The sequence below is a fragment of the Streptomyces sp. NPDC001502 genome (assembly GCF_042894785.1).
Classification (GTDB): Bacteria; Actinomycetota; Actinomycetes; order Streptomycetales; family Streptomycetaceae; genus Streptomyces; species Streptomyces kutzneri.
Genome location: NZ_JBIAVW010000008.1, coordinates 75,462 through 95,179, shown reverse-complemented (window position 1 = coordinate 95,179; position 19,718 = coordinate 75,462). Strand labels below are relative to the sequence as shown.

19 protein-coding genes are annotated in these 19,718 nt (G+C 74.1%); 12 read left to right on the top strand and 7 right to left on the bottom strand.

Going from position 1 to position 19,718, the window contains the following annotated elements:
- Positions 1-28: 28 nt before the first annotated feature.
- Both ACFY0D_RS15950 and ACFY0D_RS15945 read right to left on the bottom strand, forming a co-directional pair.
- A complete protein-coding gene (locus ACFY0D_RS15950; protein WP_390798897.1) occupies positions 29-1,621 on the bottom strand; it encodes an alpha/beta hydrolase in 1,593 nt (530 codons plus the stop codon).
- A 112-nt stretch (positions 1,622-1,733) separates the two neighbouring features.
- Positions 1,734-2,765 (bottom strand): Rv2578c family radical SAM protein, encoded by a 1,032-nt coding sequence (locus tag ACFY0D_RS15945; protein ID WP_390798896.1) that lies wholly within the window; start codon positions 2,763-2,765, stop codon positions 1,734-1,736.
- 640 nt (positions 2,766-3,405) lie between these two features.
- Here ACFY0D_RS15945 and ACFY0D_RS15940 point away from each other — a divergent pair.
- The 5 genes from ACFY0D_RS15940 (at position 3,406) to ACFY0D_RS15920 (ending at position 8,848) form a co-directional block, all read left to right on the top strand.
- Positions 3,406-3,687 carry a hypothetical protein gene (locus ACFY0D_RS15940; RefSeq protein ID WP_390798895.1) on the top strand — a complete coding sequence of 94 codons (282 nt, stop codon included), beginning with the start codon at positions 3,406-3,408 and terminating at the stop codon, positions 3,685-3,687.
- 75 nt (positions 3,688-3,762) lie between these two features.
- Positions 3,763-4,206 carry an SRPBCC family protein gene (locus tag ACFY0D_RS15935; RefSeq protein WP_030729835.1) on the top strand — a complete coding sequence of 148 codons (444 nt, stop codon included), beginning with the start codon at positions 3,763-3,765 and terminating at the stop codon, positions 4,204-4,206.
- 344 nt (positions 4,207-4,550) lie between these two features.
- Positions 4,551-5,384, top strand: coding sequence for a M55 family metallopeptidase (locus tag ACFY0D_RS15930; protein ID WP_390798894.1), 834 nt, complete (start codon positions 4,551-4,553; stop codon positions 5,382-5,384).
- Between the two features lies 1 nt (position 5,385).
- On the top strand, positions 5,386-6,813 hold the full coding sequence (locus ACFY0D_RS15925; protein ID WP_390798893.1) for a M20/M25/M40 family metallo-hydrolase: 1,428 nt from the start codon (positions 5,386-5,388) through the stop codon (positions 6,811-6,813).
- A gap of 13 nt (positions 6,814-6,826) precedes the next feature.
- On the top strand, positions 6,827-8,848 hold the full coding sequence (locus ACFY0D_RS15920; RefSeq protein WP_390798892.1) for a prolyl oligopeptidase family serine peptidase: 2,022 nt from the start codon (positions 6,827-6,829) through the stop codon (positions 8,846-8,848).
- On the opposite strand, the gene ACFY0D_RS15915 is transcribed toward ACFY0D_RS15920, so the two are convergent.
- Positions 8,845-9,393 (bottom strand): hypothetical protein, encoded by a 549-nt coding sequence (locus ACFY0D_RS15915; protein ID WP_390798891.1) that lies wholly within the window; start codon positions 9,391-9,393, stop codon positions 8,845-8,847. The two genes, ACFY0D_RS15920 and ACFY0D_RS15915, sit on opposite strands and share 4 nt — an antisense overlap.
- Positions 9,394-9,417: 24 nt before the next feature.
- Positions 9,418-10,137, bottom strand: coding sequence for a hypothetical protein (locus ACFY0D_RS15910; RefSeq protein ID WP_390798890.1), 720 nt, complete (start codon positions 10,135-10,137; stop codon positions 9,418-9,420).
- A 113-nt stretch (positions 10,138-10,250) separates the two neighbouring features.
- Between ACFY0D_RS15910 and ACFY0D_RS15905 the strand changes: the two genes are divergently transcribed.
- From ACFY0D_RS15905 to ACFY0D_RS15890, 4 genes are all read left to right on the top strand, one after another.
- On the top strand, positions 10,251-10,805 hold the full coding sequence (locus ACFY0D_RS15905; protein WP_390798889.1) for an Imm50 family immunity protein: 555 nt from the start codon (positions 10,251-10,253) through the stop codon (positions 10,803-10,805).
- 3 nt (positions 10,806-10,808) lie between these two features.
- Positions 10,809-11,204 (top strand): Imm50 family immunity protein, encoded by a 396-nt coding sequence (locus ACFY0D_RS15900; RefSeq protein WP_390798888.1) that lies wholly within the window; start codon positions 10,809-10,811, stop codon positions 11,202-11,204.
- Between the two features lie 265 nt (positions 11,205-11,469).
- Positions 11,470-12,369, top strand: a complete 900-nt coding sequence (locus tag ACFY0D_RS15895; RefSeq protein ID WP_390798887.1) for an arginase family protein — start codon at positions 11,470-11,472, stop codon at positions 12,367-12,369.
- Between the two features lie 65 nt (positions 12,370-12,434).
- Positions 12,435-14,408: a DUF5107 domain-containing protein gene (locus tag ACFY0D_RS15890; RefSeq protein ID WP_390798886.1), complete on the top strand. Its 1,974-nt coding sequence runs from the start codon at positions 12,435-12,437 to the stop codon at positions 14,406-14,408.
- On the opposite strand, the gene ACFY0D_RS15885 is transcribed toward ACFY0D_RS15890, so the two are convergent.
- On the bottom strand, positions 14,395-14,829 hold the full coding sequence (locus ACFY0D_RS15885; RefSeq protein WP_390798885.1) for a hypothetical protein: 435 nt from the start codon (positions 14,827-14,829) through the stop codon (positions 14,395-14,397). The two genes, ACFY0D_RS15890 and ACFY0D_RS15885, sit on opposite strands and share 14 nt — an antisense overlap.
- A gap of 89 nt (positions 14,830-14,918) precedes the next feature.
- The gene (locus ACFY0D_RS15880) at positions 14,919-15,770 is read right to left on the bottom strand and encodes a methyltransferase domain-containing protein (RefSeq protein ID WP_390798884.1); all 852 of its coding nucleotides are present in this window, start codon (positions 15,768-15,770) and stop codon (positions 14,919-14,921) included.
- A 200-nt stretch (positions 15,771-15,970) separates the two neighbouring features.
- On the opposite strand from ACFY0D_RS15880, the gene ACFY0D_RS15875 reads away from it, so the two are divergent.
- The 3 genes from ACFY0D_RS15875 to ACFY0D_RS15865 all read left to right on the top strand — a co-directional run bounded on the left by ACFY0D_RS15875 (position 15,971) and on the right by ACFY0D_RS15865 (position 19,123).
- Positions 15,971-16,543 (top strand): TIGR03086 family metal-binding protein, encoded by a 573-nt coding sequence (locus ACFY0D_RS15875; protein ID WP_390798883.1) that lies wholly within the window; start codon positions 15,971-15,973, stop codon positions 16,541-16,543.
- Positions 16,544-16,737: 194 nt separating this feature from the next.
- A complete protein-coding gene (locus tag ACFY0D_RS15870; protein WP_390799092.1) occupies positions 16,738-17,955 on the top strand; it encodes an aminotransferase class I/II-fold pyridoxal phosphate-dependent enzyme in 1,218 nt (405 codons plus the stop codon).
- Positions 17,956-17,986: 31 nt separating this feature from the next.
- Positions 17,987-19,123 (top strand): MBL fold metallo-hydrolase, encoded by a 1,137-nt coding sequence (locus ACFY0D_RS15865; protein ID WP_390798882.1) that lies wholly within the window; start codon positions 17,987-17,989, stop codon positions 19,121-19,123.
- Positions 19,124-19,139: 16 nt separating this feature from the next.
- Here the strand turns inward: ACFY0D_RS15865 and ACFY0D_RS15860 are convergent, their stop codons facing one another.
- Entirely contained in the window at positions 19,140-19,601 is a 462-nt protein-coding gene (locus ACFY0D_RS15860; protein ID WP_390798881.1) for a MarR family transcriptional regulator, read from the bottom strand.
- Positions 19,602-19,718 lie beyond the last annotated feature (117 nt).

Here is a 19,718-nt window from a genome sequence, read left to right as displayed (position 1 = left end):
TTGCCCTCCGGCCCCGGCCGGTGGGGCGTCAGCCCCGGAAGCCGAGCAGGCCGTGCAGGGCCGCGCCACCCGCGGAGGCGGGCACGGCGCGGGTCGCCGTGGTCGGCTTCGGGGCTGCCTGCGCGGGGCAGGTGGCGTCCGTGGCCTTGCCCGTCGTCAGATAGGCCGACACCTTCTCGTCCAGGCACTTGTTGCCGCTCAGCGCGATGCCGTGGTTGCCGCCGCCCTCCTCCACCACGAGGGCCGAACCCGACAGCTTCTCCCGCATGCTGAGCGCCCCCTCGAAGGGGGTCGCCGCGTCGTCCGTCGCCTGGAGCAGGAGGGCGGGCGGGAGATCCGCGTTCGTCACGTCCGGGGCCTGGAGCGGTTCCGTCGGCCAGAACGCGCACGGGGCGTTGTACCAGGCGTTGTTCCAGGTCATGAACGGTGCCTTGGCGTGGGTGCGCCACATGTCCGCGCGCCACTGGTTCCAGTCCTTCGGCCAGGCCGAGTCCCGGCACTGGACCGCCGTGTAGACGCTGTAGCCGTTGCCCGCGGAGGGCTCCACCGCGCCGAACCGCTCGTAGGCGGCCACCAGCGGCTTCGGGTCCTTGGCCACCGCGTACGCGGCGAAGGCCTCGGCCAGGTTCGGCCAGTAGCCGTTGTAGTACCCGCCCGGCATGAAGGTGTCCTCCAGCTCCGCCGGGCCCACCTTGCCTCCCGCCGGACTCTCGCGCAGCGCGTCGCGCATCGCGTACCAGGCCCGCTCGACCGCCGCCGGGTCGGTGCCCAGCTTGTAGGTGGCGTCGTACCGGGCCACCCAGGCCAGGAAGGCCTTGTGGCGGGCGTCGAAGGCGAGATCCTGGGAGAGGTTGTCCTCGTACCAGACCCCGCCCGGGTCGACCACGGAGTCCAGGACGAGCCGGTGCACTCGGCCCGGGTGGAGCTTGGCGTACACCGCGCCCAGGTAGGTCCCGTACGAGTAGCCGAAGTAGCTGATCCGCTCCGCGCCGAGGGCGCCGCGCAGCGCCTCGATGTCCCGGGCGGCCGAGACGGTGTCGATGTACGGCAGCACGTCCGCGTGCTTGGCCCCGCAGGACTCGGCGAAGGAGCGCACCCGGTCCAGGTTGGCCTGCTCGGTGGCCTCGTCCATGGGGACGGAGTCCGGCCGGGCGGGCTTGAAGTGCCCGGCCGCGCAGTCCAGGGCGGGCTCGCTCTTGCCGACGCCCCGGGGGTCGAAGCCGATCACGTCGTACTGGGCGGCCACCTCCTTGGGCAGTGCGGAGGCGATGTAACCGGCCAGGCTGCGGCCGCTGCCGCCCGGGCCGCCGGGGTTGACCAGCAGCGGGCCCTGGGAGGTGGGGCCGGTGTGGGGGACCCGGGTCAGGGCGAGGGTGATCTGCCGGCCGTCCGGCCGTGCGTGGTCGAGGGGCACCTTGAGGGACGCGCACTGCAGTGTGGGGTACCGCGGGGTGGCGCAGCCGGTCCAGCGCAGTGCGGCCCGCGCCGGCGCCTGGGCGGCAGGATCGGCCGGGGCGGCGGGCGCGGCCGTGACCGGGCTCGCGAGGGCGGCGGCGACGGTGGCGGCAACGGTGGAGATCGACAGCAGGACAGCGGCGCGCTTCTTCAAGGGGTGGAGCATGGGGCCTCCCAGCCGAGGGTTCTGGGCGGAATCGTCCCGGAAACCACGCCTGGAAGGCGGGATTGGGCCGCCGATTGGCCCGATGTGATGACCGTTCAGGTGGCGCCGGCCGTCACAGGAGGCTGAGCTGCGTGGCTTCGGCGGGCGCGGAGCCGTCCGGACGCTCCGGTGTGACGATCTTGCGGGCCTCGCCCCGCCGGGCCGGGCCGATGCCGAATTCGGCCGCGAGTTCGTGGACTTGGCGGGTGATCCGGCGCTGGTACCAGGTGGGCGCGTACGACCCGCCCGCGTACATCCGCTCGTACCGGGGGACCAGGTGGGGGTGGTGGGCGCCCAGCCAGGCGGTGAACCACTCGCGCGCCCCGGGCCGCAGATGGAGTACCAGGGGTGTCACGGAGGTCGCGCCGGCCTCGGCCACGGCCCGTACGGTCGCCCGCAGCTGCTCCGGGGAGTCCCCGAGGAAGGGGATCACCGGGGCCATCAGCACCCCGCACTCGATCCCGGCGTCGGTGAGCGTCCGTACGGCGCCCAGCCGGGCGGCGGGGGAGGGGGTGCCCGGCTCGACGGTCCGCCAGAGCCCGGTGTCGGTGAAGCCGACCGAGACCGAGATGCCGACCTCGGTGACCTCGGCGGCCTCCCGCAGCAGGGGGAGGTCGCGCAGGATCAGCGTGCCCTTGGTGAGGATCGAGAAGGGGTTGGCGCGGTCGCGCAGGGCCTCGATGATCCCGGGCATCAGCCGGTAGCGGCCCTCGGCGCGCTGGTAGCAGTCGACGTTGGTGCCCATGGCGATGTGCGCGCCGGTCCAGCGGGGCGAGCCGAGTTCGCGGCGCAGCAGTTCGGGGGCGTTGGTCTTGACGACGATCTGCGAGTCGAAGCCGATGCCGGTGTCGAGGTCGAGATAGCTGTGCGTCTTGCGGGCGAAGCAGTACACACAGGCGTGGCTGCATCCCCGGTAGGGGTTCACGGTCCATTCGAACGGCATGCGCGAGGCGCCGGGCACCCGGTTGACGATCGACCGGGCGCGTACCTCGTGGAAGGTGATCCCCCGGAACTCCGGAGTGTCGAAGGTCCGCGTCACGACGGCCGCGGCCCCGAACAGCGCGGCCGGCCCCGCGGACCCCTCGGTCAGGTTCTCCCAGCGCATGATGCGCCTCCCTCGGTAGCTCTGGGGCCCGAGAATAGAACAAACGTTCCCATGATCGTGCGGACCGGAATTCCCTGGATCGCGCCGGTGCGGGTGTGCGGTGCTCCGGCCATGGCCGGAATGCGGATCGTGGTGTGCCTCCCCGGCGAGGCCCGGACCAGGGTCGGCGAGGCTCTCGCCGAGGCGATGGCCCCCTTCGAGATCGACTTCACCCGGGGCGAGGACGTGGACATCTGGGACTCGTGGGGCATCTGCGGCAACGGCACCTACCGCGACGGCTTCCAGCTGCTGCCGGGGTATGAGCACGACCCGCGGATCGTGCGCGACGGCAGCGATGAGGGCGTGCCCGGCTGGTGCGCGGGCGGGCCCCGTGAGGCGATGGCCATCGCCGAGATCCGGGCCGAGGCAAGGGACACCGCCGGGGCCGCCTGGGACCTGTGGCGGGAGCTCTCCCGGAGCCACCCGCCCGCCGAGCCGCGCCGCGTGGTGCCGGCCGCGCCCTGGCGCACCCCGGAGGAGTCCCGGGCCTGGCACGGGGCCGGCGAGGAGGCCGAGGCGGCCTTCGGCGCACAGCCGCTCGTCGCCGCCTACCGGGAGGGCGTGGCCGCTCTGCTGGAGGCCCGCCGCGGGTACGACCTCGGTGGGTTCCTCCACAGAGGAGCCGCCGCCGAGACCGTCGGCCGGACCGGCCGGGAGGAGTTCGCCGCCCGCGGAGAGCGCCGGGACCCCCTCGCACCGGCACGTGCTCACCCTCGACGGCTGGTGGTACGGGGAGGACGACCCCGTCCACGGCGACTGCGGCGGCCCGGACGCCTGCGTCCACCGCCCGCCCCTGCCCGGGCCCCGGGCCACCGCCACGACCAGGTACCTGGAGGAGCTGCCCGGGGACACCCTCCTGGTCTACCTCCGTTGCCACGTCTGATCCGGATTTGGGCCACCGCCCCGAAGGTGGTTGGCTTCGCCGTGACGAGCGATCACAACTGCTGGAGGAACAGCTATGGCGCAGGTCGAGGCCACCACGGAGCGGATCATCGCGGCAGACGCGGAGACCGTGTTCGACGCGCTGGCGGACTACACCGGGACCCGCGGGAAGCTGCTTCCCGAGCACTTCAGCGAGTACGAGGTGCGCGAGGGCGGCGACGGCGAGGGCACCCTGGTGCACTGGAAGCTCCAGGCCACCAGCAAGCGCGTGCGCGACTGCCTCCTGGAGGTCAGCGAGCCCACCGACGGTGAACTGGTGGAGAAGGACCGCAACTCCTCCATGGTCACCACCTGGCGGGTCACCCCGGCCGGTGAGGGCAAGTCCAAGGCCGTGGTCACCACCGTCTGGAACGGCGCCGGCGGCATCGGCGGCTTCTTCGAGCGCACCTTCGCGCCCAAGGGCCTCGGCCGGATCTACGACTCCGTGCTGGAGAACCTGGCCACCGAAGTGGAGCGCTGAGCAACGGTGTTGACGGTGAGGCCGGGACAGCGGCCTCACCGGATCGGGTGAACCGGGCGCGTCCGCGGGCCGCAGCTCCCGGGCCGACGGGCATCAGCCCTCGGGCCGGCGGGCATCAGCCCTCGGGCCGGCGGGCATCAGCCCTCGGGCCGACGGGCGACGGGCCGACGGGCGACGGGCCGGCGGGCGACCGACCGGCGGCCGGGGCCGGGGCGCCGCGTGCCGACGGGCCGCGTGCCGGGGGTCACCCCCCGCGCGCCGCGCCGGGGCGTGAGCCCCACGGCCACCAGGGGCCTCGGCGGCTAGGGTGGCACCCTGAGCGCAACCGACCGCCCGGGGGCCCGATGAAGATCCTCATCTCCGCCGACATGGAAGGCGCCACCGGCGTCACCTGGCCCGCGGACGTGCTGCCCGGAACGCCGCAGTGGGAACGCTGCCGCGCGATGTTCACCTCCGACGTCAACGCCGCCGTACTCGGCTTCTACGACGGCGGAGCCGACCAGGTCCTCATCAACGAGGCGCACTGGACCATGCGCAACCTGCTCCTGGAGAAGCTCGACGCGCGCGCCGAGATGATCACCGGCCGCCACAAGACCCTCTCCATGGTCGAGGGCGTCCAGCACGGCGACGTCGACGGCATCGCCTTCGTCGGCTACCACACCGGAGCCGGCTCCGAGGGGGTCCTCGCCCACACCTACCTCGCCAACTCCATCACCGGAGTCTGGGTCAACGGGACGCGCGCCAGCGAGGGGCTGCTCAACGCACGCGTCGTCGCCGAGTACGGGGTCCCCGTCATCCTGGTCACCGGCGACGACCTCACCTGCGTCGACGCCGCCGGATACGCCCCCGGAGCCGCGACCGTCGCCGTCAAGGACCACGTCTCGCGCTACGCCGCCGTGTGCCGCACGCCGGCCCGTACCGCCGCCGACATCCGGGCCGCGGCCAAGGAGGCCACCGCCCTGGCCGTGCGCCACGATCCGGTCCGTGGCGGCCCCTTCACCGTGGAGCTGGAGTTCGACGCCGCGCACCTGGCCATGTCCGCGACGGTGGTCCCCGGCGTGGAGCGGTCCGGGGAGCGCAAGGTCGCGTACACCAGCGAAACCATGTACGAGGGGATCCGGGCCTTCAAAGCGGTCACGACGGTCGTCTCGGCGGCCGTGGAGGAGCAGTATGGCTGACATGTGCGCAATCAACGCCGAGATCCCCGCAGGCGCGGGCGCCGGCGCCGTCGACACCGCGGACCCGGTGGACGCCGTGGGCGGGGCGGGCCCGGCGGGCGGGGTGGACGTGGTGGACGAGGTGGCTCTCGACGAGGCCGTCGAGTTCACCTCCGGCCTCATCCGGATCGACACCACCAACCGGGGCGGCGGCGACTGCCGCGAGCGCCCCGCCGCCGAGTACGTCGCCGAGCGGCTCGCCGCCGCCGGCCTGGAGCCGCTCCTGCTGGAGCGCACCCCCGGCCGCACCAACGTGGTCGCCCGGATCGAGGGCACCGACCCCTGCGCCGAGGCCCTCCTCGTCCACGGCCACCTCGACGTGGTCCCGGCCGAGGCCGCCGACTGGAGCGTGGACCCCTTCTCCGGCGAGGTGCGGGACGGCGTGGTCTGGGGGCGCGGCGCCGTCGACATGAAGAACATGGACGCGATGGTGCTGGCCGTCGTACGGGCCTGGGCGCGCGCGGGAGTCAAGCCGCGCCGGGACATCGTGCTCGCCTACACCGCCGACGAGGAGGACAGCGCGGTCGACGGCTCCGGCTTCCTCGCCGACCGCCACCCGCACCTGTTCGAAGGCTGCACCGAGGGCATCAGCGAATCCGGGGCCTTCACCGTGCACGGCGGGCCCGGCGGCCGCGCTCTCTACCCGATCGCGGCGGGGGAGCGCGGCACCGCCTGGCTGAAGCTGACCGCGCACGGCACCGCCGGTCACGGCTCCAAGCCCAACCGGGCCAACGCCGTCAGCCGGCTCGCCGCCGCCGTCTCCCGGATCGGTGAGTACGCATGGCCGGTCCGGCTCACCGACACCGTCACCGCCTGCATCACCGAACTCGCCTCTCTGCAGGGCCTGTCGGTGGACCCCCGGCGGCCGGGCCTCGACGTCGACGAGCTCCTCGACGCACTCGGACCGGCCGGCGCCCTGGTCCGCGCCACCGTGCGCAACAGCGCCAACCCGACCATGCTCAGCGCCGGTTACAAGCTCAACGTGATCCCCGAGCACGCCACCGCCTACGTCGACGGCCGGACCGTGCCCGGCGGCGAGGCCGAGTTCGCCGCCACCCTCGACGCCCTCACCGGCCCCGACGTGCGGTGGGAGTTCCACCACCGCGAGGTCGCCCTCCAAGCCCCCGTCGACGGACGGACGTTCGGGATCCTGCGCGAGTCGGTCGAGCGGTTCGACCCGGCCGGCCACGTGATCCCCTTCTGCATGGCGGGCGGCACCGACGCCAAGCAGTTCTCCCGCCTCGGCATCAACGGCTACGGCTTCTCCCCGCTGAAGCTGCCGCCCGGCTTCGACTACTGGGCCCTCTTCCACGGCGTCGACGAGCGGGTGCCCGTCGAAGCCCTGCACTTCGGCGTCCGCGTCCTCGACCGCGCGCTGCGGACCCTGTGAACGGGGCCCGGCGATGACGGCGGCGACCCGGCCCTACGGCAGCTGGCCCTCACCCATCGACGCGGGCCTCGCCGCCTCCCTGGACGGGCGGCCCGAGTACCTCGGCACGGTCGGCCCCGAGGTGTGGTGGACCGAACCCCGGCCCGAGGAGGCCGGCCGCCGCACCCTGGTGCGCCGGCGCCTCGCCGACGGCGGGCCCGAGATCACCGAACTGCCCGCCCCGTGGAACGTGCGCAGCCGCGTCACCGAGTACGGCGGCCTGCCCTGGGCCGGGGTGCAGCGGCCCGCGGGCGGCCCCCTGCTGGTCTTCGTCCACTTCGCCGACCAGCGGCTGTACGCGTACGAGCCCGACGCCCCCGGCGGCCCCGGGCCGTGGCCCCTGACGCCCCTCTCCCGGACCGGCGGCGGCCTGCGCTGGGCCGACCCGGTGCTGCGCGGCGGCGAGGTGTGGTGTGTGCTGGAGGAGTTCACCGGGCCCGCGCCGACCGATGTGCGCCGGGTACTGGCCGCCGTACCGCTGGACGGTTCGGCGGCCGGCAACCGCGGCGCGGTGCGGGAGCTCACGCACGACCGGTACCGGTTCACCACCGGGCCCCGGCTCTCCCCGGACGGCCGGCGGGCCGCCTGGCTGGTGTGGGACCACCCGCTGATGCCGTGGGACGGTACCGAGCTCAGGGTGGCCGAGGTCACCGGGGACGGGGAGCTCGCCGACGCCCGGACCGTGCTCGGCGGCCCCGACGAGGCCGTCGCCCAGGTCGAGTGGACGGCCGAGGGGACCCTCCTCGCGGTCAGCGACCGCGGCGGCTGGTGGAACCCGTACAGCGTGGACCCGCGGACCGGCTGGGCGATCAACCTCTGCCCGCGGGAGGAGGAGTTCGGCGGCCCGCTGTGGAAGCCGGGGCTGCGCTGGCTCGCACCGCTCCCCGGAGACACCCCGCACCCGGCGGGCTCGGGGTCCGGGCTCGTCGCCGTCCTGCACGGACAGGGCTCCTCCGTGCTCGGCATCCTCGACCCGGAGAGCGGCGACCTGGTGGACGCCGCCGGGCCGTGGACCTCCTGGCAGCCGACCCTCGCCGTGCACGGCACCCGGGTCTACGGGGTCGCCGCCAGCCCGCGCAGCGCGTACGAGGTGGTCGAGCTGGACACCGCCACCGGGCACGCCCGGGCGGTCGGCGGGCAGCGCCCGGACCCGGTGGACCCGGCCTACTACCCGGAGCCGCAGAGCCGCACCTTCCTCGGCCCCGACAACCGCCACATCCACGCGCACGTCTACCCGCCGCACCACCCGGCCTGCCGGGCCGCCGCCGACGAACTGCCCCCGTACGTGATCTGGGCCCACGGCGGACCCACCGACCACGTGCCGCCCGTACTCGACCTGCACATCGCCTACTTCACCTCGCGCGGCATCGGCGTGGCCGAGGTGAACTACGGCGGATCCACCGGCTACGGCCGCGCCTACCGGGAGCGGCTGCGCGAGCAGTGGGGCGTGGTGGACGTGGAGGACTGCGCGGCGGTCGCCCGCGCGCTGGCCGCCGAGGGCACCGCCGACCCCGCCCGGCTCGCCATCCGGGGCGGCAGCGCGGGCGGCTGGACGGCGGCGGCCTCGCTGGCGGCCACCGACCTGTACGCGTGCGCCGCGATCATCTACCCGGTGCTGGACCTGCTGGGCTTCGCCGGGGAGACCCACGACCTGGAATCCCGCTACGTCGAGAGCCTGGCCGGGCCGCCGCAGACCCTGGCCGTGCTCAACCGCGAGCGTTCCCCGGTGGCCCGTGCCGAGGGCATCACGGCGCCGTTCGTCCTCCTCCAGGGACTGGAGGACCCGGTCTGCCCGCCGGCCCAGGCGGAGCGGCTGCTCGACGCCCTGCGGGGCCGGCCGGTGCGGCACGCGTACGTGACCTTCGAGGGCGAGGGCCACGGCTTCCGGCGGGCCGACACCATGATCCGCGCGCTGGAAGCCGAACTCTCCCTGTACGCACAGGTCTTCGGCATCGAACGCACCGACGTACCACGGCTGGACCTGGAGACCGGCTAAGGGGTGCGCAGGCTCCACCGGACGGAGCCGAGCAGCAGGGCTCCGGGGGCGATGCCCGCGACGGTCGCGATGACGGCGAGGGAGGCCCCGCCGGCGGCCAGGACCAGACCCGCGGCGCCGCAGGCGGCCATCGCGGCCGCCAGCAGCCGGAGCGCCGGCATCCGCCAGACGACCGCGAGACCGAAGAAGTGCAGGCCGACGACCAGGGAGATCCAGGCCACCGTGGCCTGCGGGACGTGCAGCACGAGGTTGATGACGAGGACGCCGGCCAGCGCGGCGGCCACCTCGGCGGCCACCACGAGGACGTAGCCCCGCCCGAACATCCTCGACATCCTCGGCGCCGCACCGGGGCGGGCGTCGCCGCCCACCACGCCGGCCGGGGACGTACGGGCCCGCCGCAGTGCGATGAACAGCCAGATGAACGAGGCGATCGCGAGGAGGCGCAGGGGAACGGCGGCGGCCGTGGGCAGGGCTGCGGCATTCGCCACGACGAAGACGAGTCCGAATATGGCGCCGATGAGCCGGCTTGTCTGATGCGATGTCACGGCGCCAGTCTCACCCGAAGTTGATCACTGGGCAAAAAGCCAGACCCGCAGCGGACCGATGGGGGCGAAGCCGCACCGGACCGCCGCCTCCAGGTCCTCCCCGTGCTCGTAGCCGACCACGTCCAGCTCCGGCCACCGGGCGGAGACCGCGCCGAGGACACCCGCCCAGGCCGCCCCGAACAGGTTGGACACGCCGACCACGCCCCCGCCGGTGCTCGCCACGGCCCCGGCGACGATCCGGCCACCGGCGCGCCCGGCCAGGAAGACGATCCCCTCGCCGAGCAGGGCGGGCCGGAACGGCCCGGCGCCCTCGACGCTTTCCCCGCCGTCGAAGGCGGCCTCCCAGGCCGCCAGCTCCTCGGCGCCCGAGACCTCGGACCACTCCAGCCCGGCCGCCTCCGCCTCCGCCCCGGGGAGCGGCGCCCCGGCGGGCCGATGGATCCACTGCGCCTCGAACAGCACCTCGAAGCCCGCCCCGGCCAGGTCCAGGTCGGCGAAGCTGTCCTTCACCGAACAGCCGGGGGAGGCGGTGTCGATGCCCCGGACCACGCTCCCCGCCGGCACGGCCGGTTCGAGGGTCACGGCATCGGGATACATCGGCGGAGTCCGCCGCGCACTGGACCAGAGCTGCTCGCCGTCGTACCGCGGCGCCAGCCCGTGCGCACGGCACACCGCGTCGCACCAGGCGGCGTTGTTCAGTGCGGCCCTGCGGAGCAGCGTCGTCATCGTCCCGTCCGTGATCATGCGGGCGATGCTGCCACACGCTCCGGCGACGGTCTGGCATCAGGCCGGTGCGCACATCGAGTTACTGTTGCCTCTTTGCGTGTGCCTCGTGCCCGGACCATCAGATGTCTTCCATGGGGAAGACGTCCGGCCGGGCCGCGATGAGCGTAACGACGCCAATGAGGGTACGGAGACACGCCATTCCCATGACTTGGAATGAACTCGTAGTTAACGCGGATCTCGGTTCGTACTACGACCAAGTCCCTGCCCTGGAAGGCGTGCGACTGCGGTCGGTGCACTTGGACGGCTGGGACCCGACCGTGACCTTGCGACTCGACATGCCGAGGTTCCCCGACCGCTGGAGCGGCGGAGCGGGTGACACCATGCAGCTCCACATTCAGTTCTCCATGGTGCAGGACCTCAGGATGGAGGGATGGCGGCCACCGGTCACCGCGGCCATCGCGCTGCGACAGCTGCCGGAACACCGGCTGTCCGTGGACGTGACGGCTCCTGGAGTAGCGCTTTCCTTCACGTCGAACGCCTCACTCGTCGCGGGAAGGTTCAGCGTTTTCACGCGCGATGCGGACGGCGGCGACAGCGGTCGTCACCATTTCGCCCGGCCCCTTGGGAACAGGCTGCAACCCGTGATCCCGCCGACCTGTGTGAACACCTTCTACGAGCGTGTGTGAAGAATGAGTGAAACGATCGTCTGGCCGGAACTCCAGGCGCTGTACGGCGCGTCGCCCGTACCTGACCTGGACACCTGCCACTTCTTCTACCTGCACATCGACGAGCGCGGCACGTCGGTGACCTTCGGATTCGAGACCCGGCAACTACCGTCACATCCCGGGCCGGAGTGGTCCCAGAAGGCCTACAACACCCTGCGCTTCTGGATCGAGTTCACCGGAGTCACCGAACTCAGGGTGGCAGGCATTCTCGCAGAAGCAGAACGCACGGTTCGAATTGCGGAAGACGGCTCGTCGACGGGCCTCAAGGTCTCCGTGGAGAGCGAAAGGCGCTCCGTCTCCTTCGCTGCGACCTCTGCGCAGGTCTCACACACCAGGGTCTACCTTCAGGGCCCCCTGTAGAGATCGACACCGAACGGAACCGGACAGAACGGCGAGCGGCACCGCCGTCGGCTGGAGCCTGACCGACCCGGCCGCACTGGCCAGGCTCCGGGCCGTCGACGAGGCCCTGCGGACCCAGCGCGAGGACCGGCACCGGGCCGGTGCTCTGGCCGCGCCGATCGCCGACCTGATGGAGGACTGCGCGAACCGGTGACGCGGCGGGGCCTGTGGGGCGGCGCCGGGGAAATGCCGGGCCCTGCCGGGTGGCATCGCACAGGATGAGGGCATGCGAACCCTCGTGCTTCTCGACGCCCCCTCCAACCTCGGGCTGCGCCCGCCCGCGCCCGGCACCGTGCCGGGCGTCTACAAGCTCGCCGGGGCCCTGCGCGAGCAAGGCCTGCTGGCCCGGCTCGGTGCCGTCGAGGGCGGGGTGGTGGTGCCGCCGCGCTACGACCGCGGCGACTGGCGGGAGGGCGACGGCGTGTTCCACGCCGAGGCCCTCGCCGCCTACACCGTCACCCTCGCCGACCGCATCGAACGGCACCTGCGGGCGGGGGAGTTCCCCGTCGTGCTCGGCGGTGACTGCTCCATCCAGCTCGGCGCGGCCCTCGCCATGCGCCGCCTGGGACGCTACGGCCTGGCCGCGATCGACGGCTCCGCCGACTTCCGCCACCCCGGCAACGAGGCCGTGAACGGACCCGTCGGCGCCGCCGGCGGCGAGGAGCTGGCCCTGTCGACCGGCCGCGGCCAGGCGGATCTCGCCGACCTGGAGGGGCGCGGCCCCTACCTGCGCGACGAGGACGTACGGCTCTTCGGGCTGCGCGACGGCGACCCGGACCTCGCCGAGCTGCACGCGGCCCGGATCTCCGTCGCCACCGTCGGGGAGATCCGCCGACGCGGCGCGGGACCGGTGGCCCGGGCGGCCCTGGACGGCCTGCACCCGCCGGAGACCGCCGGGTTCTGGGTGCACCTGGACGCCGACGTGCTCGACCCGGCCGTCATGCCGGCCGTGGACAGCCCCGACCCCGGCGGCCTGCTCCCCGACGAACTCGCCGAACTGCTCGCCGTCCTGGTGGGCTCGCCGCGCTGCGCCGGGCTCAACGTCACGATCTACGACCCGGACCTGGATCCGGACGGACGTGCGGGCGCCCTCCTCGCCGACCTGGTCGCGGGCGCCTTTGCGTAATCCTGACCGGTGGTGATCCGCGGAACCCCTGTGCACCGGCCGCCGTGGCGTGTTCCATTTCCCTCATGGCCACCACCGTCCGACGCGCCGTACTGACCCTTCCCGCAGCCCCGTTGGGCTCGGACAACCCGCTGCCCGCCCTGCGCGCGCCCGACGAGGCGCACGTACTGGACGAGCGTGCGCGCGAGGGGATGCCACGCGACATGGCACGGCAGATCGGCTACGAGCCACTGCGCTCGCTCTTGCCCGTACGGATCCGCGACGGGTACGGACGGGAGCGCGCGGAGCGGGAGTTCGAGGCGATCGTCATCGAGAACGACCACCTCCGGGTCACCGTGCTCCCGGGCCTGGGCGGGCGCGTCCACTCGCTCGTGCACCTGCCGACCGGCCGTGAACTCCTCTACCGCAACCCGGTGTTCCAGCCCGCCAACTTCGCGCTCAACGGGGCCTGGTTCTCCGGCGGCATCGAGTGGAACACCGGTGCGACCGGACACACCACCCTGTCCTGCGCCCCGGTGCACGCCGCGCTCGTCCCGGCACCCGACGGGGGCGTGATGGTCCGGCTGTGGGAGTGGGAGCGGCTGCGCGACCTGCCCTTCCAGGTGGACCTGTGGCTGCCGGAGGACTCGGAGTTCCTCTACGTCGGCGTCCGCGTGCGCAACCCGCACGAGCGGCCCGCCCCCGTGTACTGGTGGTCCAACATCGCCGTCCCGGAGGACTCCGGCACCCGGGTGCTCGCCCCCGCGGACGAGGCCTGGCACTTCGGCTACGAGCGCGCGCTGCGCCGTATCCCCGTACCGGAGTGGGAGGGCACGGACCGCACGTACCCGCTGCGCGGCGAGTATCCGGCCGACTTCTTCTACGAGGTCCAGGGCGGGGCCCGGCCCTGGATCGCAGCTCTGGACGCCGCCGGGCACGGGCTCGTGCAGACCTCCACCGCGCGGCTGCGCGGGCGCAAGCTGTTCGTGTGGGGCGCGGGCGGCGGTGGCCGGCGCTGGCAGGAGTGGCTGACCGAGCCGGGCACCGGCGGCTACGCGGAGATCCAGGCCGGACTGGCCCGGACCCAGCTGGAGCACGTACGGCTGGAGGGCGGGGCGGAGTTCAGCTGGCTGGAGGCGTACGGGCCGCTGGCGGCGGATCCGGCGCGGGTGCACGGCGCGGACTGGGCGGCGGCCCGCGGCGCGGCCGAGGGCGCGCTGGACGCGGTACTGCCGCGGGAGCGGGTGGACGCGGCGTACGAGGCGTGGCGCGGCCGTGCCGACACCGAGCCGGGGGAGCGGCTGGCCCAGGGCTCCGGCTGGGGCGCGCTGGAGCTGCTGTGCGGGGGCTTCAGGCTGCCCGGCACCCCCTTCGCGGAGGACACGCTGGGGGAGGAGCAGGAGCCGTGGCTCCAGCTCTGGCGCACCGGCGTCCTGCCGGCCCCGCGCCGGGTGGTTCCGCCGGGACCGAGCCTGGTCGCCGCGCACTGGCGGGACATGCTGGAGACGGCCCCGGCGGATCCGCTGACGGAGTACCACCTGGGCGTGGCCCAGTGGCATGCCGGGGACGTGGCCCAGGCGGTACGCAGCTGGGAGCGCGGGCTGGCGCTGGCCCCCTCGCGGTGGCCGCTGCTGCGGTGCCTGGCGGTGGCGGACGCCCTGGCGGGCGACGCGGAGAGGGCGGCCGACGGATTCGCGGCGGCCTTCGAGGACCTGGCCGTGGAGAGCCGCGGCAGCGAGCCGTGGACGGCCGCCGAGTCGGCGCTCGGACAGGAGGCGATGGCCGCCCTCCTCGCGGCGGGCCGGCTGCCGCAGGCCCGCGCCGTCTGGGACCGGCTGCGGCCCGCCCTGCGCGAACAGGGCCGTTTCCGGCTCCTCGCGGCCCGGCTCCTCGCGGCGGAGGGGCATGTGCGGGCGGCCCGCCGGGTCTTCGAGGACGGCTTCGAACTCCCGGACCTGCGGGAGGGTGAGGAGACCCTCGCCGAGATCTGGTCCGCCCTCACCGACTGCCCGCTGCCCGCGCGCTACGACTTCCGGATGCGGCCGCCTACTTCTTCTTGATCCCGTCGAAGCAGAGCACGAACCGCTTGCCGGACTTGTGCCGGGCCCTGTCGGCCTGCTCCTCGTAGCCGATGTCCGACACTCCCTGGCACCTGGCGGTGTCCACCGTGTCGTGGAGCACCTGGACCACCTTGTACTCGGCGTCGGCGTCGCCGCAGTCGACCACGCGCAGGTCGGGGAAGATCGGGTCCCCGTTGTTCTTGAGGCAGTCGCCGGCCTCGGCGCGGTCGGCGCCGTCCTGGCTCAGGAAGTAGCCGACGGCGACGGCGGCGAGGACGACCACGGCCCCGATGATCCCCAGGGCCTTCCGGACGCCGATGCCCCCGCTCCGGGACGGCGCCGCCGGCGACTGCTGGGGCGAGGCTTCCTGCGGCGGCTGCCGGAGGTGAGGGCCGGTGCCCGGCTGCGGCGGTTGGGTCATGGGTCTGTCCCCCGGTGTGCGTGGCCACGTATTGACGCGTGCACGCTATATCAGCCGGTGATTCCCCCGCCCGGCAAGGCCGCCCGTCGTCAGGCCCGGCACAGGATCTCGGCGTTCAGGACCGAGAACCACGCGTCGGGGTCCGCGCCCCAGGCGTGCCAGGCGTCGGCGACGGCCGCCAGGTCCGCGGCCGTCGTGTGGCCGCCGCGGGTGGCGACGGAGGCGTACGCGGAGGCCTGCGTACGGTCCGCCCACAGGGCCGACCACCAGGCCGTCTCCTCCGGGGTGGCGAAGCACCAGGCCGTCGCCGATGAGGTCACGTCCGTGAAACCGGCCTGCCGGGCCCAGGCCCGCAGGTGGCGGCCGGCGTCCGGTTCGCCGCCGTTGGCGCGGGCCACCCGCCGGTACAGGCCCAGCCATTGATCCAGGCCAGGCGCGGCCGGGTACCAGGTCATCGCCGCGTAGTCCGCGTCGCGCGCGGCCACGATCCCGCCCGGCCGGCACACCCGCCGCATCTCGCGCAGCGCCTGGACCGGATCGCCCACGTGCTGCAGCACCTGGTGGGCGTGGACCACGTCGAAGGAGTCGTCCGGGAAGTCCAGGGCGTGGACGTCCGCGGTGGCGAAGGACACGGCGTCGCCCAGGCCGCGCTCCTCGGCGCACGCGCGGGCCTGCTCCAGGACGTCCTCGGCGGCGTCCACGGCCGTGATGTGGCCGCCCGGCGCGACCAGCTCCGCCAGGTCCGCGGTGATCGTGCCCGGGCCGCAGCCGACGTCCAGCACCCGCATCCCGGGGCGCAGCTCGCCGATCAGGTACGCGGCGGAGTTCCCGGCGGTGCGCCAGCGGTGCGAGCGCAGCACCGACTCGTGGTGGCCGTGCGTGTAGACGGCGGTCTCCTTGGCGGTGGCTTCCGTGGCGGCGGTTTCCCTGGCGGCGGTCATGGCCGGACCCCTCCTCGTTTCCTCGTCGAAGCGTTGTCCCCACCGTAGACGATCAGTTCGTCATCTGAGATGGGCGTTTTGATATGTGGACAGAGGTGGTGCGCGCCAAGGGGATCGGGTGGGGCGGTGGCAGGCCGATGCGGGTGCGAGGAGAGTGGCTGCAGGGGGACACATCACCAGGGCAGAGGGCGGTGAGGGTCATGACGGACACGCTGCTCGAACGGCACGCCGAGGCGCTGAGGCTCTTCGGCGAGCGGGTGCGTGACGTCCGCGGCTCCCAGTGGGGGGAGCCGACCCCGTGCACGGAATGGAACGTGCGGGAGCTGGTCAACCACGTCACCGCGGAGCAGCTCTGGATCCCGCCGCTGGTCACCGAGGGCCGGACCGTCGAGGAGCTGGCGGGCAGGTTCTCCGGCGACGTGCTGGGCGACGACCCGGTCGCCGCCTGGGACCGGGCCTCGGCCGCCGCGCACGCCGCCTTCGCCGCGTCCGGCGCGATGGACCGGACCGTGCGCCTGTCGTACGGGCCCGCGCTCGGATCGGCGTACTGCTCGGAGCTGACCGCCGACTGTGTCGTGCACACCTGGGACCTCGCCCGGGGCATCGGCGCGCAGGACCGGCTGCCCGACGGCCTCGTCGAGTTCTCGATCAAGGAGATCATGCCGTACGCCGACGGGCTCGCGGCCAGTGGCGCGTACGCCGAGCCGGTGGAGGTCCCGGCGGGTGCGGACGCGCAGACCAGGCTCCTGGCGATGGTGGGCCGCAAGGGCTGACGCGCGGGGTGGGGTGCGCGGGGTGGGATGCGCGGGGCTGACGTGCGGGGGCGGGCATCCCTCATAACAGGCATGCAGCGCCAAATAATCGTATAAAGGTCAGGTCTGGCGGGGTGTCGTGAGGCATCGCGGTGCGTCGCGAGGCCCGGCGGGCGTGGCACGGCGAGCGCGGAAGGCGGGAAGCGGTGGCGGGGATCCAGCGCACGGCGGCGGAGGGCCGCGGCCCGGTCCGGTACGGCCCGCCCGCCCCCCAGCCCGGCCTGCCCGTGCTCCCCGAGCTGCTCTCCGTCCTCGCCGCGGCCGCCGGACGCGCCGCCCCCGAGCCCCCGGGCGGCGGCGAGGCCGTACGGGCGGCCGCCTGCCGGCACTGGGGACGGCGGGGGCTGGCCACCTCTCCCGAGAACGTGGCCGCGGGCCCCGGAGCCCCCGCGCTGCTCCTGGCCCTGCTCGGGGCGTACGGGGGAGACGTGATGCTGCCCCGGCCCTGTCCCGCCTGGTGGACCCCGCAGGTCCGGCTGCTGGGACGGCGGGCCTACCACGTGCCGACCCCGGCCGAGTGCGGCGCAATTCCCGACCCCTACGCCCTGCTGGAGACCGTCCGGCGGGTGCGCGCCGAGGGCGGTGACCCGCGCGTGCTGCTGCTGTCGGTCGCCGACGACCCCACGGCGACCGTGCCGCCGCCCGAGATGCTGCGCGAAGCCTGCGAGGCCGCCGAATCCGCCGGACTGTTCGTCGTCAGTGACGAGAGCTGGCGCGACACCGTCCACCGGCCCCACGACACCCTGGTCCTGAGCCCCGCCGAGATGCTCCCCGAACAGGCGGCCGTCCTCATCGACCTGTCCGGGGCGATGCTGCCGGCCGGCTGGCCCGCCGCCGTCGCCCGCTTCCCCGACACCCCGCGCGGGACCTGGCTGCGCGCCCGTACCCTCGACGTCCTCACCGCCACCGGGGCGATGGTCGCCGGGCCCGTCGCCGGGGCCGCCGCGCACGCCCTCGACGAACCCGAGGCCGTCGCCGGGCGGGCGTACGCCGCCGCCGCCCTGCACGGCGTGGTGGCCGCCGCCGCGCACCGGCGGCTGCTGGAGGCCGGGGCACTGGCCCGGCCCCCGCAGGCCGGCCGGCACCTGTACGCCGACCTCACCCCGCTGCGCGCCGGACTCGCCCGGCACGGGGTCGGCGACGCCATGGAACTGGAGGACTGGCTCGGCGGCCGGCTCGGCGCGCCCACGCCCGGCGGGCAGCGGTTCGCCGACGAACTGGGCGCGCTGCGCGTGCGGTTGTCCACCGGGCCGCTGCTGGGCGCCACCCCGCAGGAGCGGCTGGCCGCCCTCACCGCCCGCGATCCGCTCGCGCTCCCGCACGTACGCGACTCCCTTGAACTCCTCGGATCAGTCCTGGCCGGGCTGGCCTGACCACCCGACCCCGGTGAACGGAGACTTCGCGATGAGGGACCGGACGGATGCCGCCGCCCCCGCCCATGCCCCCGCTCGTGCCCCCGCCCCCAGCCGTCCCCCCGCTCCCGCTCCCGCCCATGCCCCCGCCCCCGACTCCGCACCCGACCCGGCCCCCGCGGCGCCGGAGCGCGCGTCCGCGCCGCGCGCGCTCGGTGCGCACCGCCGTTGGCCCGGCTCGTTCGCGGACCGGCTGACCACCCCGCTCCCCGGGGTCCGCGGCTACGCCCGCCTCGCCCGCGAAGGCGCCTTCCGGCCCGGCCCCGAAGGGCTGCGCGGCATTCCCGATCTGCCGTACGAGCCCGGCCCGCTGCCCCCGGCGCCCTCCGGCACCGTCTGCGTCACCTGGGCCGGACACGCCAGCTGGGTCCTGCGGACCGGCGGGCTGACCGTACTGACCGACCCGGTCTGGTCCCGGCGGATCCTCGGCACCCCGGCCCGGATGACCCCGGTCGGAGTGCGCTGGGAGGATCTGCCGCCGGTGGACGCGGTGGTGATCAGCCACAACCACTACGACCACCTCGACGCCCCCACCCTCAAGCGGCTGCCCCGGCACACACCCCTGTTCGTACCGGCGGGCCTGGCCGGCTGGTTCCGCCGCCGCGGCTTCACCCGGGTCACCGACCTCGACTGGTGGGAGTCGGCCGAACTGGGCGGCGTACGTTTCGAGTTCGTCCCCGCCCACCACTGGTCGAAGCGGTCGCTGATCGACACCTGCCGGTCCCTGTGGGGCGGATGGATCCTCACCGACACCCTGAGTGCGGCACCGCGGAAGCTCTACTTCGCGGGTGACACGGGCTATGGGCACTGGTTCGGCGAGATCGGCCGCCGCCACCCCGGCATCGACCTCGCCCTCCTGCCCGTCGGCGCGTACGCCCCGCGCTGGTGGCTCGGCGACGTGCACGCCGACCCGGAGGAAGCCGTCCAGGCCTGCCTCGACCTCGGCGCCCGCCGGATGGCTCCCATGCACTGGGCCACCTTCGTCCTCTCCGCGGAGCCGGTCATGGAACCCCTGCACCGCACCCTGGCCGCCTGGCACCGGGCCGGCCTGCCCCGCGAAAACCTCTGGGACCTGCCGATCGGGGCCTCCCGCACGCTGGCCCCGGAGGCCTCCCGGACCGGCGGGTGAGCGGCGCCGCCCGGGCTCAGTGGTGCCAGGCCTGACCGCCCACGTTGTGGATGAACCGCTGGAGCACCTTGAGGGTGATCAGGTACTCCTCGTCGGAGATTCCCGAGTGCCGCTCGTCCCACAGGTCCTTCTGCAGGGCCGCGGCCTTGTCGAAGAACTCCCGCCCCTCGGCGGTCATCTCCAGGCGCCCTCCGGCGTCCTGGGTGATCCAGCCCCGGACGATGACCGTGTCCATCTCCTCCGACAGCACCTCCTCGCCCACCGCGAGGTAGCCCCGCAGGGTCTCGGTCAACCCGTCCCGGGTCCTGACCTCGTCGCCCGCGAGGGCGACCCGGGCGAGGATCCACCACTGCGGCTGGGTGGTACCGAGCTCGGCGAGCGCGCCGCGGGTGCGGCTCACGATCGCGTCGTAGGCGGCCCAGCTCCAGTAGCCGATGGGCTGGCGGATCAGTTCGGCGTCGTCGTGCGAGTACTCCATGGCGGATCGACTCCCCGTCGGTGGTGCGGTGTGGTGCGGTGTGGTGCGCTGGACAAGACCCTATGAACTCAACCGCACTTGAGGTCCAGCCCCCGGCGCGGACGGCGGTGAACTCCC

Coding starts and splice junctions, on each gene's coding strand:
- ACFY0D_RS15950 (WP_390798897.1), bottom strand. CDS start 1,621: ATGCTCCACCCCTTGAAGAAGCGCGCCGCTGTCCTGCTGTCGATCTCC.
- ACFY0D_RS15945 (WP_390798896.1), bottom strand. CDS start 2,765: ATGCGCTGGGAGAACCTGACCGAGGGGTCCGCGGGGCCGGCCGCGCTG.
- ACFY0D_RS15935 (WP_030729835.1), top strand. CDS start 3,763: ATGGCGCAGGTCGAGGCCACCACGGAGCGGATCATCGCGGCAGACGCG.
- ACFY0D_RS15930 (WP_390798894.1), top strand. CDS start 4,551: ATGAAGATCCTCATCTCCGCCGACATGGAAGGCGCCACCGGCGTCACC.
- ACFY0D_RS15925 (WP_390798893.1), top strand. CDS start 5,386: ATGTGCGCAATCAACGCCGAGATCCCCGCAGGCGCGGGCGCCGGCGCC.
- ACFY0D_RS15920 (WP_390798892.1), top strand. CDS start 6,827: ATGACGGCGGCGACCCGGCCCTACGGCAGCTGGCCCTCACCCATCGAC.
- ACFY0D_RS15910 (WP_390798890.1), bottom strand. CDS start 10,137: ATGATCACGGACGGGACGATGACGACGCTGCTCCGCAGGGCCGCACTG.
- ACFY0D_RS15905 (WP_390798889.1), top strand. CDS start 10,251: ATGGGGAAGACGTCCGGCCGGGCCGCGATGAGCGTAACGACGCCAATG.
- ACFY0D_RS15900 (WP_390798888.1), top strand. CDS start 10,809: ATGAGTGAAACGATCGTCTGGCCGGAACTCCAGGCGCTGTACGGCGCG.
- ACFY0D_RS15895 (WP_390798887.1), top strand. CDS start 11,470: ATGCGAACCCTCGTGCTTCTCGACGCCCCCTCCAACCTCGGGCTGCGC.
- ACFY0D_RS15890 (WP_390798886.1), top strand. CDS start 12,435: ATGGCCACCACCGTCCGACGCGCCGTACTGACCCTTCCCGCAGCCCCG.
- ACFY0D_RS15885 (WP_390798885.1), bottom strand. CDS start 14,829: ATGACCCAACCGCCGCAGCCGGGCACCGGCCCTCACCTCCGGCAGCCG.
- ACFY0D_RS15880 (WP_390798884.1), bottom strand. CDS start 15,770: ATGACCGCCGCCAGGGAAACCGCCGCCACGGAAGCCACCGCCAAGGAG.
- ACFY0D_RS15875 (WP_390798883.1), top strand. CDS start 15,971: ATGACGGACACGCTGCTCGAACGGCACGCCGAGGCGCTGAGGCTCTTC.
- ACFY0D_RS15865 (WP_390798882.1), top strand. CDS start 17,987: ATGAGGGACCGGACGGATGCCGCCGCCCCCGCCCATGCCCCCGCTCGT.
- ACFY0D_RS15860 (WP_390798881.1), bottom strand. CDS start 19,601: ATGGAGTACTCGCACGACGACGCCGAACTGATCCGCCAGCCCATCGGC.